Source organism: Rhizobium sp. CIAT894 (genome assembly GCF_000172795.2).
Taxonomy (GTDB): Bacteria; Pseudomonadota; Alphaproteobacteria; order Rhizobiales; family Rhizobiaceae; genus Rhizobium.
The window spans coordinates 248,026-264,592 of sequence record NZ_CP020952.1; the positions used below are offsets into that span (position 1 = coordinate 248,026).

A 16,567-nucleotide genomic window follows, 5' to 3' on the forward strand; every position below is an offset into this window, starting at 1 on the left:
GGCATACCTCAATCAATTCTGGCTTCGGTCTGGACGTCGAACAGGACGATCTTCGAGGCATCGACGGCGAGCGATGCTTCAGAGCGCGAGCGGGTCACGTTCGGCGGCAATCTCGCCGTTACTTCGACGTTTGCAAGCTGGAAGACGACAAGGGCATCAGGTCCAGTCGGCTCGACCACATCGACGTCCACTGCGATGTGGTTGCCAGCCCCAGCCAAAGCGGGTGTGAAGTTCTCCGGACGGATCCCGACAAGTACATTCTTGCCAGCGTATCGTTTCGCTGACTCGGCAGACAAGCCGATACCCGTCGCGCGCGCCGGCGGCTTGTTCGGCACGTCGATAACGGCGGTCACGGATGAGCCGGCGACCTCGAGCCTGCCGGGGATGATGTTCATCGAAGGCGAGCCGACGAACTTTGCGACATAGACATTCGCCGGCCGGTCATAGACCTTCTGAGGCTCGTCGAGATGCTGGACGACGCCATCCTTCATGACCGCAACACGGGTTGCGAGCGTCATGGCCTCGATCTGGTCGTGCGTGACGTAGACGATCGTCGTACCGAGGCGCTGATGCAGGCGCTTGATTTCGGTACGCATGTCGACGCGAAGCTTGGCATCGAGGTTAGACAGCGGTTCATCGAACAAAAAGAGCTTTGGCTGGCGGACGATCGCACGTCCCATAGCGACGCGCTGGCGCTGGCCGCCCGACAGTTGCGACGGCTTGCGATCAAGAAGGTGGCTGATCTGAAGAAGATCGGCCGCAGCCTTGACCGCCTTGTCCCGCTCAGCCGGAAGCACTTTGCGGATCTTCATTCCGAACTCGATGTTTTCTCGCACTGTCATTGTTGGATAAAGCGCGTAGGACTGGAAGACCATTGCGATGTCGCGGTCTTTCGGCGAGAGGTGGTTGACGACCTTTTCTCCGATGCGGATATAACCGCCGGTGATCGTCTCCAAGCCTGCGATCATGTTCAGGAGGGTCGACTTGCCGCAGCCGGAAGGTCCGAGCAGCACAAGGAAGTCGCCCGTGCCGATCGAGATTGATACTTCCTTGAGGACTTCCAGTTCGCCATAAGCCTTGCGGACGCGATCTATTTCGAGAGTAGACATGGGTTCAGCCTTTCACGGCACCGGCAGTCAATCCGCGTACGAAGTAGCGGCCTGCCAGGATGTAGACGACGAGCGTGGGAATGGCGGCGATCATGGCAGCGGCCATGTCGACGTTGTATTGCTTGCGCCCCATCGTGACGTTGACGATATTGTTGAGTGCCACGGTGATCGGTGACGATTGTCCCGCGGTGAAGGACACACCAAAGAGGAAGTCATTCCAGATCTGAGTGAACTGCCAGATGCATGAGACAACGATGATGGGCAGTGCCGCCGGCAGCATAATCGAAAAGAAGATACGAAAAAATCCGGCACCGTCGATCTGTGCTGCACGCGTGAGTTCGTTCGGAATCGTGATGAAGTAGTTCCTGAAGAACAGCGTCGTGAAACTGATCCCGTAGACGGTGTGAACGAGGACCAGTCCCGGAATGGTTCCTGAGAGCTTGAGGGCGCCAAGAAGCTGGGCCATCGGCAGTATCACCGCCTGGAACGGCAGAAAGCAACCGAAGAGCAGCATGCCGAACACGAAGTTCGAGGCTGGGAAGCGCCATTTTGTCAGGATGTAGCCATTGATCGCACCAATCCCGGTCGACAGAATGACGGCCGGAATGACCATCATCAGCGAATTCACGAAATATGGCTTCAGGCCGCTGCACTCGGTGCCGATGCATGCTTCGTCCCAGGCCTTCTGCCAGGCGTCGAAGGTGAGCTGCTGCGGAAGACCGATAAACGAACCGGAGTAGATCTCGTCAAGCGACTTGAGCGACGTGACGATCATCACCCACAGCGGCATGAGATAGAACGCTGCAAGAGCGATGAGCGACCCGTAGATGAAGATATGCCCGAATAGGGCGGAACGCCGCGCCCTGTTAACCTCAGTGGTCATTGCGGCTCTCCTTCAGTTCGGAATAGAGGTACGGCACGATGATTGCCGCGACCGTCATCAGCATCATCATGGCGCTTGCCGCACCGATGCCCATCTGATTTCGTTTGAACGTAGCGGAAAACATGAAGGTTGACGGCATCTCGGTTGCGCTCCCCGGGCCACCATTAGTCAGCGCCAGGACCAGGTCGAAGCTCTTGATTGAGATATAGCTCAGCAGAACGATGACACTGAGGAAGGCTGGCCGAAGCATAGGCACGATGATGCTCCAGTAGATCCGGACGAGGCCCGCACCTTCAATTTGGGCCGCCTTGATCACCGAATTGTCGATGCCTCGCAGGCCAGCAAGGAAGATCGCCATGGCAAAACCGGTGGATTGCCAGACCGCCGCGATCACGACGCAGTAGATCGCGTATTCCGGCCTCGTAATCCAGTCGAAGACAAAGCCGGTCCAGCCGAGCTCGTTAACGACCTTCTGCACGCCGAGCCCGGGATTGAGGATCCACTTCCATGCGGTGCCGGTAACGATAAAAGAAAGAGCCATGGGATAGAGGTAGATGGCGCGCAGGAAGCCTTCTGCCCGCACCTGCTGGTCGAGCAGGATGGCGATAAGCAGGCCCAGTGCGATAGTTATCGCGAGGAACAGCACCGTGAAGATGAATAGATTGGCGACTGCCGTCTCCCAGCGGGGCGTTGCCCAAAGGCGAACATATTGCTCCAGGCCGACAAAGTCGTATCGCGGCACCATTTTCGACGAAGACAGGGATATCCAGCCCGTCCACGCAATGAATAGATAGACGCCGATGAAAACCACCACCAGGCTTGGAGACAAGACCAGCCGGGGCAGCCAGAGCGTAAATCTATCTTTCGGAGAAATCCTACTGTCCATCACAGCATTCCAGCGTTGAGGCGCATGTGCGTCGAAATCGAGCGAACCAGCCCGCCGTGGCGGGCTGGACACCGAAGACGCTCACTTTGCGTTGTTGATTCCGTCGACGAGAGCCTTGACCGCGTCCTTGGAGGACATGTCGGTCGTGAAGAACTTCGCAACTACGTCGCTGAACACGCCGGTGAACTGCGGCTGGTTGGCAAAGCCTTCGGTTAATCCGCCAAGCATGGTGTCATTCTTCTGGGCAGCATCACGGTCGGCGAAGCTGCGCTGTGCGCAGGTGTCGAAGTCCGAAACCGAAATGTCGATACGGGCGGGAATGGACCCCTTGATCTTGTTGAAGTCGCGCTGGACCTGCGGATCCATGACGGACTCCGCCCAGGCATCCTGCCCAAGAACGACCGCCTCGTCACTGGTCTTGAAGAGGCCGAAGGCATCGATGACGAACTTGAAATAGGGCGTCTGTGCCGGCGTTGGGAAGCAGAGGAAGTCGGAACCAGGCTTCAGGCCCTTGTTGAGGAACTCGCCCTTGGCCCAATCGCCCATCACCTGCATACCGGCCTTGCCGTCAGCGACCATGGCCGAGGCGACGGCCCAGTCACGGCCCGTGAAGCCGTCATCGACCAGACCGCGCACCTTGCGCAACATATCGAATGTCTTGACCATCTTGTCGCTCGACAATTCGTCCTCGTCGAGATCGACAATCGCCTTCTTGTAGAATTCCGGCCCGTTCATGTCGGTGGCGATCGCTTCGAAGACTTCGAGGATCTGCCAGGGTTCGTCACCCATCGCGAGAGGGACGACACCCGCAGCCTTCAGCTTTTCACCGGCTGCAATCACGTCGTCCCAGCTCTTGGGCTCGCTGATGCCGTTCTTGTCGAACAGCGCCTTGTTGGCCCAAATCCAATTCTGACGATGCATGTTGATCGGCACGGAAATGTAGTCGTCGCCGTTCTTAACGAAGGCTTCCAACTGAGGAGAAATGGTCTTCTCCCACCCGTTTTTCTCATACAGCTCGTTCAGCGAACGCAAAACGCCTTCGTTCGCCCAATCGAGCCCCTCAAAGCCCAGGAATTGCATCGTCGTCGGCGGATTGCCGGCGGCGAGCCGGGTACGCAGCGCCTGCAGGGCGTTTGCCCCGGATAGTCCCCCGACCGCGCTGTCCTGCCAAGTATAGCCCTTGGTGGCGAGCTTGTCGGTGATGACCTTGAGCGCCTTGACTTCGCTCTCGGAAACCCAGTGGTGAATACCTTCGATCTTCGGCTTCTCCTGCGCCATCGTGGCCATCGGAAGCAGAGAGATCGAAGCGGTCAGAAGCATTTTCAGTTTCATTGTAGTTCCCCTTTTTTGTCTCAGCGGTTGGTGGATTGCGGGCAGCCTCGCACGTGTCAAAGCTGCCGGCAGATTTTACGCGTCGAGCGGCCCAGCCGACCCGGCGTAAGGAATATTGCGGCCGCCGAAGCGGCGGACGCGGATATTGGCCTGCTCGGCGTGACCCACGAAGCCTTCCATCAGGCACAGACGCGAGCTATAGGCACCGATCAGCGCTGATGCCTCATCGGTCTCGATGCGCTGATAAGTGCAGGTCTTGAGGAATTTCCCGACCCAGAGACCGCCCGTGTAGCGCGCGGCCTTATTCGTCGGCAGGGTGTGGTTCGTACCGATGACCTTGTCGCCGAAGGCAACGTTGGTACGGGCGCCAAGGAACAGCGCGCCATAGTTTTTCATGTTCTCCAGGAAATAGTTTGGGTCGCTCGTCATGACTTGAACGTGTTCCGAAGCGACGCGATCGGCTTCGGACACCATTTCGTCGATCGTGTCGCAAAGGATGATCTCGCCGCAGTCGTTCCAAGCCTTGCCGGCGACCGACGCTGTCGGCAGGATCTGCAGGAGCCGGTCGATTTCGGCGAGCGTATCTCTGGCGAGCTTGTCGGAATTGGTGATGAGTACGGCCGGAGAATTGGCGCCGTGTTCGGCCTGACCGAGCAGGTCAGTGGCGACGATTTCACCGTCGACGCTTTCGTCTGCAATGACCAGCGTTTCAGTCGGGCCGGCAAACAGATCGATGCCGACCTTGCCGAACAAAAGACGCTTGGCCTCCGCCACGAAGGCGTTGCCTGGTCCGGCCAGCATATCGACGGCTTTGATCGTTTCGGTGCCGTAGGCCATCGCCGCAATCGCCTGAACGCCGCCGATACAATAGATCTCATCCGCCCCGGCGAGAGACTGTGCGGCGACGATCTTGTTGGATATCTGTCCTTTGAACGGCGGGGCACAGGTAATGACGCGGTCGCAGCCCGCCACACGCGCTGTCAATACTGTCATATGGGCCGATGCAAGCAGGGGATATTTCCCGCCCGGCACGTAGCAGCCGACATTTTCGATCGGCACATTGCGATGGCCGAGGATGACGCCGGGCATCGTCTCGACTTCGAGATCCTGTAGCGCTTCCTTCTGTGCCTGTGCGAAACGGCGGACCTGATCCTGGGCAAAGTCCAGGTCCTCCCGCTCCTGTTTGGTCAGCGAATTGATCGCAGCGGTGACCTCGTCCTTGGTCACGCGGTAAGACTCGCGGTCAAAATTGTCGAACTTAACGGAGAGTTCCCGGACCGCTTTATCGCCGCCGGCTTCCACTTTGGAAAGGAGCTCCTCGACAGCCTTCGTTACCGCGCCATCGGAAGCGCCCGCCGTCGAGGCTTGGGCAGTTTTAATGTGTCTGATCATGACAATAACTCTTCGTTTGCGGAAACTGCGCTCCGCATTCAGGGTGAGAATAAACTGTGGTTGGTGGGGCGCCGGGCGGCGCCCCGAACCTCAATTCGGTTCTAGAGATGCTGCTCGAGTTTGCGCATCTTTGCGTAGCCAGCCTGTTCCTTTTCGTAATAGGCCGGCGACGGGAAATCCCACCACCCGGTGGCAAACGGACCAGCGGCGTCACGCGACACAATCACTTCGACGAGAGCGGGCCCACCGCATTCGAGGGCAGCCTTGATGCTGCTTTCGAGGTCCTCATCTTTCTCAACCTTCCATGCCTCAAGGCCGAATGCGCGAGCCGAGGCAGCGATGTCGGCCGAGTAGGGTTCACCATTTCCGACATGGTGGTTGAACTCGGAAGCAACGTGGCGACCCATGAACTTTCGCTGCCCCCCGCGGATGGACATGTATCCGAAATTATTCAGCACGAGGAACACAACGTTGATGCCGTTCATGACTGCCGTTCCCATCTCCGGGAGAGACATCATGAAATCACCGTCGCCGACAATCGCGACGACCTGCTTGTCCGGGCAGGCCAGTTTGGCGCCGAGCGCTGCGGGAACGGCCCATCCCATCGGCGAGTAGGAACCGGACGTGATGTGGGTGCGGGGCTTGTAGATCGGGAAGCTCTGCTTCACTGACCCTTGCGTATTCCCCGAACCAACGACAACGATGCCGTCGCGATCGAGAACCTTGCGAAGCGCCATCAAGGGCCGCTGCGACGTAAACGGCGTTTCGCGGCTCGTTTCGCGTGGCTCGACCTGCGCGCGCCAATCTGCTTTCGCTTTCTGGACGTCAGCCAGGAAAGGTTCACGGCGCGACAGCATCTTTGTAGAGTCTGCGTCGGAAATCAGCGACAGAATGGCTTCGAGAGTAACCTTGGCGTCCGCCACAATGCCGACCTCGGTCTCGTAATTCTTGCCGATTTCGCGTGGATCGAGATCGATGTGAATCAGCTTTGCAGAGGGAATCGAAAAGGAGACGCCCTTGGCATACGAAGACGCAGACCAATCCGTGAAGCGACAACCGACGGAGACGACAACATCTGCCGAAGCCGTGATCTTGTTGCCGCTCGTAGTGCCGGTTTGACCGACAGCACCTATGAACAGCTGATGATCTTCAGAAATCGCGCCCTTGCCATTCCATGTAATCGAGACGGCCGCACCGAGTTTTTCAGCGAGCCGCGTCAATTCCTCCGACGCGTTCGCAGAAATAGCACCGCCGCCGGCGACAATGACAGGTCGCTCGGCTGCGAGAAGGACCTTCACTGCAGCTTCGATTGCACGCGGATCCGGGTAGGCAATGCCGATCGGAAGCCGCTTTTGGAGCGGATGGATCGTGACGTCAGCAGCTTCGACTTGAACGTCCATCGGCACTTCGACGTGCACCGGACCCGGCCGGCCCGTCAGCATTTCGCTGAAGGCGCGATGCATGATGCTGGGAAGAACCTGAACGGAATTTGCCTGCCACGCACGTTTGGTAACCTGTTCGGTGACGCGCGGAAAGGCGTTATCCTGATGACGCTCGAGTTCTTGCATGGTGCCGTGACCGTGCATGTAGGTCTGCGGAGAACCCGATACGTAGAACAGCGAGGTGGAATCGGTTAGCGCTGTTGCGAGACCGATGATGGTATTTGCAGCGCCCGGCCCGACGGAGGTCGAGCAAGCCATCGGCTTTCCGCTGGCCCGGAAATATCCATCGGCCATATGGACGGCGCTCTGCTCGTGCATGACCTGGATGAATGGAAGTTGGGAGCCTTCTTCGAGGAACGCGTCAAAAAGCGACCAGATCCCGTGCCCCGGCACGCCAGCCACATATTCGACGCCATACTCTTTCAGTGCCCTTGCGACGACCTGGCCACCTGTGAGTTTCATCATCTTCACCCTCTAAAGTTCGTTGTTCTTTAGTCGTGGGCTGGCAATGACCGCAGCCGTTCAACTGCGCTTACATTGCCGCCGCATCAGGCGGACTCGCAAGTTCGCAGACTCCGAAACGGCGAAGCAGGATGAAGCACCTTTTGATTTATGTTGCGCCAGCCGGCGCAGAGCTCGACGCCGGTTACAACAACCCACCCGAGCGGGAGGCCCCGTGATGAACTATCAGGCGCTATGCGAGGGTAATGACGGACGGCTTCTGAGCTAGCGACCACGCTCGCGTGAATGAGCATTATGAAGTCAAAAGTGCTTCATAATGCTCAAAGAGTCTGGAATGAGTTGGTCAAGGAGGCACACTTGCCTCTTTGACCTCCGTAACAGGTGCAAGTATGCCCCCATAGGCAATCTGCCAGGCAAATTCCGGCAGCCCAGTATCAGATCGCTTTGCAGTAATGTCAGGATGACCGCGCCTGCCATTGTGCCCTGATAAGAGCAAACGCCGGAAAGCAGCGTACTACCCAAACCACAGTGGCAGTTAAGGTAAGGTGTAAGGTTGGGCCAGATTTGGCGATCTAAAAGGTGTGCTGGCAACCGAAAATCGCGCGGATCTGGCGTCAGATTTAGCTCGGGCTATCCTGGAGCAGATGACCATGAACGCACTGTCGCGCGCCCACCGTCCGGCTTTTGGCGGCGCGTCGCGACAGGCTCTACCCTTGGCGATCGCATCATTGCCGCGTTATGCTTCATCGTCCACGCATCAAAACGCTGATCGCAGCGGCGTGGAGTTCCTCGTTTGCAGAAGCGATAATGCGGCCTCCGTTTTCCGGACGCGACCCGTCAAACGTCGTTACTGTGCCGCCCGCTGCCTCGATAAGCGGAATCAACGGCACGATGTCGTAAGGCTGCAGACTAAATTCGACGCAGATATCGATGTGGCCGGCCGCCAACATGGCGAAAGCGTAACACTCGCCCCCATATCGGGTCATTTTGACCGTCGCGTCGAGCACATCAAATCGAACGTCGGGGTTCCGGCGCACACCTTCAGGCGAGTTGGTATGCAAGACGGCATCCGAGAGCTGCGTGCACGGACTTGTCGTCAAGCGGGTTGTAGCGTTGTCAGTCCTGAGCCAGCTTTCGCCGTTGTGAGCCCAAAATCTCTCTCTCGTGATCGGTTGGCTCATTATTCCAGCACTCGCTCGCCCCTGCTCGCAGAAGCCGATCAAAGTTCCCCATACTGGAATTCCAAGCAGGAACGGACGGGTGCCATCGATCGGATCGAGGACCCACTGGCAGGCTCCAGCTCCCGTGACGCCGTATTCTTCACCGACAATGCTGTGATCGGGAAACTCCTCGGAGATCAGCGCTCGCATTGCCAATTCGGCCTCTCGATCCGCTTCCGTCACTGGATCAAAGCGGTATCCCTCTTTTGGCTTCGTTGTCGTCTCAAGCTTTTGCCGAAATCGCGACACTGTCTCGCGATCGGCAGCGTCGGCTAATCTGTGCAGAAAATCCGCCGTAGGAAGTTTCATTGTTTATTCCTGTCTCGATTGGTGTTTCGAAGCGCCGCAACACTCTTGCTGCATAGATCGCTTTGGTTATTGCGTTGAGGATGCCACCCATGTCGCCCGGTTGATGTCCCGTCCTACGCGACCCTAGGGTTCCTGTTCGTCTCCTTACGAACGACGCGTGACATTCGCCGTCAATTACACATAGGCCGCGTGAGCCTGTGCTGATGCCTTTTACGCACCGCTTCGCAGGTCGGCGATCTTTTCAAAGGTTAGTTCGATATGGTCGAAGTGAGCCTTTGAGCCCTCTCCCGTCGGCGATTGAACGCCAAAACCAACTTTAATCGGACGCTTGCCAATGCCAGGGATAGCGAACCAGCGCAGAAACTGCCAGAATTTGCCGTCCTCGGAAAAATGGAATGCAATCGTTTCACCATCGCAATAAACGCGGAGCCAAACAGCTTCTCCAGGGAAATTCGGTCCGTCGCAATCGTCTGATGTCGTCCTTGTAACGACGCTTACGATTGTTGGCTTACGGGCAGCAGAGTATTCAAACGCCAGTTTTGCCCAGTTATCCTCGTCGGTCTGCACGAAAATTGCGCCTGCGTCGTAGGGTGAAGTGAACTCAACTGACACCCTTGCGACAACTGCGAATATCATTTCAGCGACGTCCGCACTTAAGGAAAGCACGTCATTCCGGCGAAAGCTGTCCGCGGGATGATGGAACCAGTCAGTGCTTCCATTGGCAGTTAGCGTCAAGCTCTTGTCGCCGACGACCACCGTCCCGTGGTTTTCGCCTCTGACCTGCATGCTATTTAAGTTCATCTACGACCTCAGCTCGTTTCAAATTGACCGCGGTGTCCTGAAGCTCGGCGGGAAATTTTGCCAAGAACCACGCGCATTGGTGAGAAAAGAAAGCAACGCAACACAGCAGGATTAAAATCACGCGAAATTCCCTAACTACAATTTCGCAAAGCCGTTAAACCTGACGCGATGTGACGTGGCCGCCCGACACTGCAACATGAGTACCGTTCAACGACACCAAACCCGTTTTTGCGCCGTCGGCCCAATGGTCGATCTTTATTCGAAATTCTAATAAACGGCCTGTATATTCGCCGGCACGGAATTTGTCCGGATCGGCGAAATCAAGAAAAGACTCGCCGAGTTTCCCGAGCACGAGCGCGCGCTCTGGATAGCGACCGGCCGCCGGCGTTTCGAAACCGCAGTCGCGTCATCGAACGTCACGGCCGGCGACGTCGTCGCCACGCTCGACCCCGACCCGATTTGTGATCCGACCGGCGAGCCCAAGCCGAAGAATTCTCAAGAGATCATTCGAAAGATGGTCGATGCAGGCTTCCTGCTCGACAATCTCGAAGGAAGGTTCGACATCACCGACCTGGGGCAATCATGTTGGCTCGCGATGTCACGGTTTTCCTCTCAATCGCAGGAACGACGGTTCGCATCGTCAAGGACGCCGGCCGTGACAAATCCACTCCGAGCAGGAGGGCAAGAAGGGATACGCAGTCGGCTTCACCGGAATTGCGGTTTCTCATGGAACGGCTGCCAAAAGAAGACCGATATCGACGGCGCCGAGTGGCGCAAGAGGAACGGGCGTTAGTTAGATCCGGGGTCGATGACATTAGCATCATTGTGCGCCCCCGATCACCGCGGTGTAACGCTCCGGTTATGTTAAGTGCAACGATGGCCGGGACCGCGATGCTTGGCCCTCAAGGTTGGCCGGACCAATTATCGCATCCAAGCCGCGGCCTATACCTAAAGGGCCTTCAACGAAAACGTAGCAGGTGGCGGCGCGGGCGTGCCCGCCGCGAGCGGACGTCCCGCTTCTCGCAAGACGTTCCACCGACCAGATCGGGTAGCCAGTCTCCCACTCGCGAAACAATTGGGCCTCCGACTTCCGTCCCTTGGAAACGCTGCTAGAAAGCGATTCAATCGCGTATGCGGCTGACCATTCGCGGCAGACCCGTTGCCCGCGCCTTTCGCCCCGCATCGCCGTCCTGACTCTGCCGGCGGCGCCGCGCGGACAGGAGTGAAACCAGCGCCCCTCGCACTCGCTCTTCCTGATGCGAGCGGCTGAACTACCCGCCATGGCGGGTAGTTCATGACTATACCTCAGCGGCGGTCCAGTGCGATATCACAGCAAGATGCCTGAAAGGCGGTCAAGTGCCGACCAAATTCGCTTTGCATAGCGAGGGTCGAAAAGCGCGTGATACCCGCCTGTATGCCAGAAGACGACAGGGCCGTTTAGCTCACCCTTCGCGGCAAGATCGATGATCGCCGCGATCGCCTTCCCGCTATAGACAGGATCGACCAGCAAGCCCTCTTTGGTCGCGAGCAAATCGATCGCCTCATATATGCCGTCAGCAGGCAGTCCATATCCCTCACCAAGATATGCTTGCGTGACGTTGATATGATCGCGCGTCAATTCGACTTCTGCATCGATAAGGCGCGCGCCGCCGCGAGCGAACGACAGATAGGCGCCAGGCACATCGGGATAGACGTCCTCCGCTACAACAATGCCGCGAATTTCACTTTCGAAACCGTGGAGTGCATTCCCAAGGACGAGGCCCGCATGGGTTCCGCCTGATGAGCTCGCATGGACGATCGTCCCAACGGTGCGTCCATGCTCGCGCATTTGCCGACGCAGTTCGTCATATGCCAGGGCAAACCCCAAGCAGCTGCGTTCAGAAGCACAGCCGATGGGAAGTCGATAAACGCGTTCACCGGATCGTTCGAGTTCGCTGACGACGTCTACTGAATGCCGAGCAAGATCAGTCCAGCTCATATCGCCCACAAATCGAAGATCAGCGCCGAAAAGACCATCAAGCATGAGATTGCCGACAGGTTCGTGCGGCTCGTCATGACAAAGGAGCAGTGTGCATTTCAGTCCGAGAGCAGCGCTGGCAGCGGCCACCGCACGCGTGGCATTGGAAAGGCGCGAGCCTTCCGCAACCAGGTGCGTGGCGCCGCAAGCCAAGGCGTGCGCGAGCTCGACTTCGAGCTTGCGGACCTTGTTGCCTGCGAGACCGACCGAGCCGATGTCGTCCCGCTTGCACCAAATTTCGACACCAATCGCATCACTGAAACGCTCAAGACGCTGCACTGGCGATACAAACCCGCGCAGATTAAGGCGCGGCAGGCATTCAAGTGTTTCCAGAGCACTCATCCATTATCCTCTACACATCGTCAGATGAGGACCCTATACACAAAGGCAGATACTGAAATCCGGACACTGGATACGTGGCTTCTGACAAAATGACTGGCGACAATCGTTTAGGAAAAAATGAACGGTCTACACGTGGATCGGTCGCCATGAAGGTTGTGCAGTTGACCGAAGTCACCGCATTCTCAGTGGATCGACACAGCTGGGGTCAATTCGTCTACTCCGTCGCGGGCGTCGTCGAGTTGACGGTGAAAGGCAGCCGCTATGCGGCGCCGCCAGACTTCGGCGTGTGGTTGCCGCCCGAGACCGAGCATCTGGCCTGGGCTGGCGACGAAACCACGTATCTGCTTTTGGACATCGAACAGAGCCATTGTGACCGTCTTCCGCACCAAGCAAGCGTTCTCTCCGTCGGGCCGATCGCGAAAGCGATTCTTCTTGATTTGAAGAAGCGTGGTGTACGAGAGCCTGGAAATGCCGATGATGCAAGGCTGATGCGCGTGTTGATCGATCAGCTGAGTGTTGGATCGCCTTTGGAGAGCTTCCTGCCATTGTCGAATGATCGCGCCCTAAAGCAAGTTCTGGAAGCACTTCTTCAAGACCCCGGTGACGGTCGATCTCTTGGCCAATGGGCGAACCACGTCCACAGCACGGAGCGTACATTGGCCCGTCGCTGCGCCCGCGATCTTGGCATGAGCTTTGTGAAATGGCGTCAGCGGCTTCGGCTAACCCGGGCGGTCCCCATGCTTGCGGATGGCCTTTCCGTTCAAACGGTCGCACTCAAGTTGGGCTACAGCACCACCTCTGCATTCATTGCGATGTTTCAGGATGCGATCGGGGCGACGCCCAACACATTTCGAGGACGCTTGCGAGAGCACGACGAAGGCCGGTGAATAGCGGCCCCCCGACCAACTGAAGCATGAAGCGCCGGGAGCGCCGGCTACAGCAGGACAAGGTGGAAAGCTCGGCTCCGCATATTCGGCATCCGGATTGAAGATAGCGATGCCGGAAGCATCTAACGTAATGGCGGCGAAAGGGGCGCCTTCCGTCAGCTGTTTCGCGCCGAAACGTGCACCCCACTCGCAGTACTGTCCTCACTCATCTCCATTTCCGGCACTGTACCGCGGAGATCGGCAAGCGATGTCCCCATGGGAATGCTGGCGATGGTATGCATGAAGCGGGAATTGAAATCGATCCGGCCGATCAGCCCCTTTCGCTCGATCCTTACGGTAACGCCATCCGTCTTTGCGAGAATGTCGATCACGTCGCCCTTATGCGGCGCAGGCGTGCGCCAAACAGAGCCCATTGCCCTTTCGACCGTCGACACCGGCATGCCGGGGCCGCAGCCCCGTAAGCGCTGCACCATCAACCGGTTCCTTGGACGCCGTCCTGCCTTCATCCCCTTCTGCCCAGGTTAACTGATTTTGCATTCTGGCTCCGGGTTCGATCAATGGTTGAGAATCTGGCCCAAGAAGGCCTTAGCACGCGGCGACTGCGGATTGGAGAAGAATTCGTGCGGCGGAGCACTCTCGATAATCTGTCCCCCATCCATAAATATTACCCGATGCGCGACGGCGCGGGCAAAGCCCATTTCATGCGTCACGCAGATCATGGTGATGCCGTCCTCGGCGAGCGAGATCATCGTATCCAGCACTTCTTTGACCATCTCGGGATCGAGGGCCGACGTTGGCTCATCGAAGAGCATGACTTTCGGCCCCATGCAGAGTGCGCGCGCGATGGCGACTCGCTGCTGCTGACCGCCTGATAGCTGGGCGGGATATTTGTTGGCTTGCTCGGCGATGCGAACACGCTCCAAATACCGCATCGCGGTCTCGCGCGCCTCTTTGTCGCTGACGCGCTTCACGCGTTTCGGCGCCAGCATGCAATTCTCCAAAACGGTCTTATGAGGAAACAGATTGAAGTGCTGGAAGACCATGCCGACGTCCCGGCGGATATGGTCGGCATTGGTGCCCTTCGAGCCGAGCTCGATGCCGTTCACCGATATATGCCCTCCCTGGGTTTCCTCGAGATAGTTGATGCATCGGATAAGGGTGGACTTGCCGGATCCCGACGGACCGCACAGAACGATATGCTCGCCCGTCGCAACCTCGAGGTTGACTTTCTTCAGTACGTGAAGAGACCCATACCACTTGTCGACGTCCACCATCTTGATCGTTTTCTCAGCCATTGGCGTTATCCTTCCGTGGTATGAGCCTGTTTCACGCAGCTTTAGTTCATCGTGAACGTGATGCCGTCCATTGACGCCGGCATCTCCGGGAACGGAGCGCCGAAGTGCTTCTGGTACAGTTCGTTAAGGGTTCCGTCCTTCTTGTGCTTGGACATGAACTCGCCGGCCCATTTGCCGAGCTCCTCGGATTTCGGGCTAACGGCGATGCCTTCGTATTCCGTCGAAAGCACGATCTTCTGAGCATATTTGCCCGGCGCGGCCTTCTCGACGCCGCCGAACTGGTGGCTGTAGCTGCCGAGATATTCGACCTGGCCGGAAAGAAGTGCCTGGACGGCCGATGATGCGTCGTCGAAGCGCTGGATTGTGGCATCCTTCGGGGCGGCATCGGTGACAGCCTTGTCCATGGAGCTGCCCTTTTCAACAGCGATCGAATGTCCGGAAAGCTCCTCGACCTTCGTAACACCGCCGTCTTTCGGCCCGTAAATGGCCGCATTGATTTCCGCGTACGGAGCGACATATTGGACGACCTTGGCGCGATCGGGGTAGACGCCCATCACGCAGATGAGCATGTCGACCTTTCCGGTCATGAGCTGAGGAATACGGTTCGCGCTCGTGATCGGAACATAGGCCGCTTCGACGCCGAGCTCCTTCGCCATCAGCTTGCTGAGCTCGATATCGTAGCCCTCGTTCTGTCCGCTCGCGTTGATGAAGCTGAAGGGAGGTTGATCGGTCACGATGCCGAAGGTGATTGTGCCCTTCTTCTTGATTTCATCGAGCGTTGCCGCGCCAGCCTGACGGATATGCGAGGCACCGGTAAAGGCGATGGCAAGGGCAAGGCTGCTGAAGGCGAGGAAAGTACGACGTCCGAGAGCGCTCTTCTTGTTAAACATTTGTGTTCACCTCTGTTGGTTTTGATCGGCATTTCGTTTTCCGCCAGCGTGCCGAATTCGCTGATCTGTTTACCTGCCGAACGACATCCTCTTTTCGAGATGCCCGCTCAGGAGGGAAAGTGGCCAGCACAGCGCGAAATAGATCGCGCCGACCATTCCGAAGACGATCAACGGCTGGAAAGTGTTATTCGATATGATCTGCCCGGCGCGGGTGAGTTCGGTAAAGCCGATGATCGCGACGAGCGAAGTTCCCTTAACGAGTCCGACGAGGAAGCCGATCGTCGCAGGAAGCGAGATCTTAAATGCTTGGGGCAAAACCACGTCGAGCATGCGGTGGCGGTACGGCAGGCCGAGGGCTCGCGCCGCTTCGGTCTGGCCAAGCGGCACCGCCTCGATGCCTCCCCGCCAGATTTCGCCGAGAAACGCACTGCTGTGGGCGGTCAGTCCGATCGCGGCAGCGATCCATGCGCTGACGTCGAGTCCGACCAAAGCAACGCCATAATAGAACACGAAGAGTTGCATCAGGAGCGGCGTACCCTGAAACACCTCGATGTACAAATATGCAAACCAGCGTGGAAGCGCGTAGGGACTGGTTCGCATCAGAGCGATCATCACACCGACTATGCCGCCGCCTGCAAATGCAATAGCCGAAAGAAGAACCGTCCACTTCAGCCCTTCCATGAGCATCCAAAGGTCATTTACGGAAATTTCTCTGACCATGGTCTGACCTCATTTAGTCGGATAGGAGAAGTAGAGCCGGCCAAAGAGCCGAAGGAACGACGAGATGCAGATGGACAATGCCAGGTAGATTCCCGTGACGACGAAATAGACTTCGAAGCTACGGAAGGACTGCGATTCAATCATTTGCGCCGAATAGGTCAGTTCGGGCGCAGAGATCGAAGCGACAACGCTCGAGGTCAGCATCAGAAGAACGAATTGAGCGGAGAGACCGGGATAGACCGCACGAACGGATGGCTTCAGAATAATGTCGAAGAATATCTGGCGTCGGTTCAAGCCCAGGGCTTTGCCGGCTTCGATCTGGCCATACGGCAGGCCGTCGACCCCGCCGCGGAGAACCTCGGCTATATAGGCCGCCGTATTGACAGTCAGCGCCGCGATTGCTGCGAACGAAACCGAAAATTTCAAACCGAGGGAGGGCAGCCCAAAAAAGATGAAGAACAGTTGGACCAGGAATGGAGTATTGCGAATGACCTCGATGAACACCCGCGCTGCGAACGGGCGAGATATTGCTCCTACGCATAAGCATCACAAGGACGCCCAGAATGAGTGCCAGAATGCT

Annotated in this window: 16 protein-coding genes; 1 reads left to right on the forward strand and 15 read right to left on the reverse strand. The window is 57.5% G+C overall.

Features of this window, described 5'->3' with window-relative positions; all coding sequences use genetic code 11:
* Positions 1-8 precede the first annotated feature (8 nt).
* From ugpC to RHEC894_RS30125, 10 genes are all read right to left on the reverse strand, one after another.
* The gene (ugpC, locus tag RHEC894_RS30080; protein WP_085740314.1) at positions 9-1,109 is read right to left on the reverse strand and encodes a sn-glycerol-3-phosphate ABC transporter ATP-binding protein UgpC; all 1,101 of its coding nucleotides are present in this window, start codon (positions 1,107-1,109) and stop codon (positions 9-11) included.
* A gap of 4 nt (positions 1,110-1,113) precedes the next feature.
* Entirely contained in the window at positions 1,114-1,992 is an 879-nt protein-coding gene (locus tag RHEC894_RS30085; RefSeq protein ID WP_085740315.1) for a carbohydrate ABC transporter permease, read from the reverse strand.
* Positions 1,982-2,878 (reverse strand): sugar ABC transporter permease, encoded by an 897-nt coding sequence (locus RHEC894_RS30090; RefSeq protein WP_085740316.1) that lies wholly within the window; start codon positions 2,876-2,878, stop codon positions 1,982-1,984. The genes RHEC894_RS30085 and RHEC894_RS30090 overlap by 11 nt, the downstream gene beginning before the upstream one ends.
* 81 nt (positions 2,879-2,959) lie before the next feature.
* Positions 2,960-4,210 (reverse strand): ABC transporter substrate-binding protein, encoded by a 1,251-nt coding sequence (locus RHEC894_RS30095; protein WP_085740317.1) that lies wholly within the window; start codon positions 4,208-4,210, stop codon positions 2,960-2,962.
* Positions 4,211-4,285: 75 nt separating this feature from the next.
* Entirely contained in the window at positions 4,286-5,602 is a 1,317-nt protein-coding gene (hisD, locus tag RHEC894_RS30100) for a histidinol dehydrogenase (protein ID WP_085740318.1), read from the reverse strand.
* Between the two features lie 101 nt (positions 5,603-5,703).
* Positions 5,704-7,509, reverse strand: coding sequence for a thiamine pyrophosphate-binding protein (locus tag RHEC894_RS30105; RefSeq protein WP_085740644.1), 1,806 nt, complete (start codon positions 7,507-7,509; stop codon positions 5,704-5,706).
* A 740-nt stretch (positions 7,510-8,249) separates the two neighbouring features.
* A complete protein-coding gene (gene hisN / locus RHEC894_RS30110) occupies positions 8,250-9,035 on the reverse strand; it encodes a histidinol-phosphatase (RefSeq protein ID WP_010069187.1) in 786 nt (261 codons plus the stop codon).
* A 210-nt stretch (positions 9,036-9,245) separates the two neighbouring features.
* On the reverse strand, positions 9,246-9,836 hold the full coding sequence (locus tag RHEC894_RS30115) for a DUF1349 domain-containing protein (RefSeq protein ID WP_085740319.1): 591 nt from the start codon (positions 9,834-9,836) through the stop codon (positions 9,246-9,248).
* Positions 9,837-9,990: 154 nt separating this feature from the next.
* Complete coding sequence (locus RHEC894_RS32785) at positions 9,991-10,188, reverse strand: hypothetical protein (protein WP_125461007.1); 198 nt, start codon at positions 10,186-10,188, stop codon at positions 9,991-9,993.
* 975 nt (positions 10,189-11,163) lie between these two features.
* Positions 11,164-12,195, reverse strand: coding sequence for a pyridoxal-phosphate dependent enzyme (locus RHEC894_RS30125; RefSeq protein ID WP_085740320.1), 1,032 nt, complete (start codon positions 12,193-12,195; stop codon positions 11,164-11,166).
* A gap of 146 nt (positions 12,196-12,341) precedes the next feature.
* On the opposite strand from RHEC894_RS30125, the gene RHEC894_RS30130 reads away from it, so the two are divergent.
* On the forward strand, positions 12,342-13,082 hold the full coding sequence (locus RHEC894_RS30130) for an AraC family transcriptional regulator (RefSeq protein WP_245339602.1): 741 nt from the start codon (positions 12,342-12,344) through the stop codon (positions 13,080-13,082).
* A 155-nt stretch (positions 13,083-13,237) separates the two neighbouring features.
* On the opposite strand, the gene RHEC894_RS30135 is transcribed toward RHEC894_RS30130, so the two are convergent.
* The 5 genes from RHEC894_RS30135 to RHEC894_RS30155 all read right to left on the reverse strand — a co-directional run bounded on the left by RHEC894_RS30135 (position 13,238) and on the right by RHEC894_RS30155 (position 16,491).
* Positions 13,238-13,555 (reverse strand): hypothetical protein, encoded by a 318-nt coding sequence (locus RHEC894_RS30135; protein ID WP_010067907.1) that lies wholly within the window; start codon positions 13,553-13,555, stop codon positions 13,238-13,240.
* 81 nt (positions 13,556-13,636) lie between these two features.
* On the reverse strand, positions 13,637-14,377 hold the full coding sequence (locus tag RHEC894_RS30140) for an amino acid ABC transporter ATP-binding protein (RefSeq protein ID WP_085740322.1): 741 nt from the start codon (positions 14,375-14,377) through the stop codon (positions 13,637-13,639).
* Positions 14,378-14,418: 41 nt separating this feature from the next.
* The gene (locus RHEC894_RS30145; protein ID WP_085740323.1) at positions 14,419-15,267 is read right to left on the reverse strand and encodes a transporter substrate-binding domain-containing protein; all 849 of its coding nucleotides are present in this window, start codon (positions 15,265-15,267) and stop codon (positions 14,419-14,421) included.
* Between the two features lie 69 nt (positions 15,268-15,336).
* Positions 15,337-15,987: an amino acid ABC transporter permease gene (locus tag RHEC894_RS30150; RefSeq protein WP_012490243.1), complete on the reverse strand. Its 651-nt coding sequence runs from the start codon at positions 15,985-15,987 to the stop codon at positions 15,337-15,339.
* A gap of 9 nt (positions 15,988-15,996) precedes the next feature.
* The gene (locus RHEC894_RS30155; RefSeq protein ID WP_245339603.1) at positions 15,997-16,491 is read right to left on the reverse strand and encodes an amino acid ABC transporter permease; all 495 of its coding nucleotides are present in this window, start codon (positions 16,489-16,491) and stop codon (positions 15,997-15,999) included.
* Positions 16,492-16,567: the final 76 nt, after the last annotated feature.

Coding starts and splice junctions, on each gene's coding strand:
- ugpC (WP_085740314.1), bottom strand. CDS start 1,109: ATGTCTACTCTCGAAATAGATCGCGTCCGCAAGGCTTATGGCGAACTG.
- RHEC894_RS30085 (WP_085740315.1), bottom strand. CDS start 1,992: ATGACCACTGAGGTTAACAGGGCGCGGCGTTCCGCCCTATTCGGGCAT.
- RHEC894_RS30090 (WP_085740316.1), bottom strand. CDS start 2,878: ATGGACAGTAGGATTTCTCCGAAAGATAGATTTACGCTCTGGCTGCCC.
- RHEC894_RS30095 (WP_085740317.1), bottom strand. CDS start 4,210: ATGAAACTGAAAATGCTTCTGACCGCTTCGATCTCTCTGCTTCCGATG.
- hisD (WP_085740318.1), bottom strand. CDS start 5,602: ATGATCAGACACATTAAAACTGCCCAAGCCTCGACGGCGGGCGCTTCC.
- RHEC894_RS30105 (WP_085740644.1), bottom strand. CDS start 7,509: ATGATGAAACTCACAGGTGGCCAGGTCGTCGCAAGGGCACTGAAAGAG.
- hisN (WP_010069187.1), bottom strand. CDS start 9,035: ATGAAACTTCCTACGGCGGATTTTCTGCACAGATTAGCCGACGCTGCC.
- RHEC894_RS30115 (WP_085740319.1), bottom strand. CDS start 9,836: ATGAACTTAAATAGCATGCAGGTCAGAGGCGAAAACCACGGGACGGTG.
- RHEC894_RS30125 (WP_085740320.1), bottom strand. CDS start 12,195: ATGAGTGCTCTGGAAACACTTGAATGCCTGCCGCGCCTTAATCTGCGC.
- RHEC894_RS30130 (WP_245339602.1), top strand. CDS start 12,342: ATGAAGGTTGTGCAGTTGACCGAAGTCACCGCATTCTCAGTGGATCGA.
- RHEC894_RS30135 (WP_010067907.1), bottom strand. CDS start 13,555: ATGGTGCAGCGCTTACGGGGCTGCGGCCCCGGCATGCCGGTGTCGACG.
- RHEC894_RS30140 (WP_085740322.1), bottom strand. CDS start 14,377: ATGGCTGAGAAAACGATCAAGATGGTGGACGTCGACAAGTGGTATGGG.
- RHEC894_RS30145 (WP_085740323.1), bottom strand. CDS start 15,267: ATGTTTAACAAGAAGAGCGCTCTCGGACGTCGTACTTTCCTCGCCTTC.
- RHEC894_RS30150 (WP_012490243.1), bottom strand. CDS start 15,987: ATGGTCAGAGAAATTTCCGTAAATGACCTTTGGATGCTCATGGAAGGG.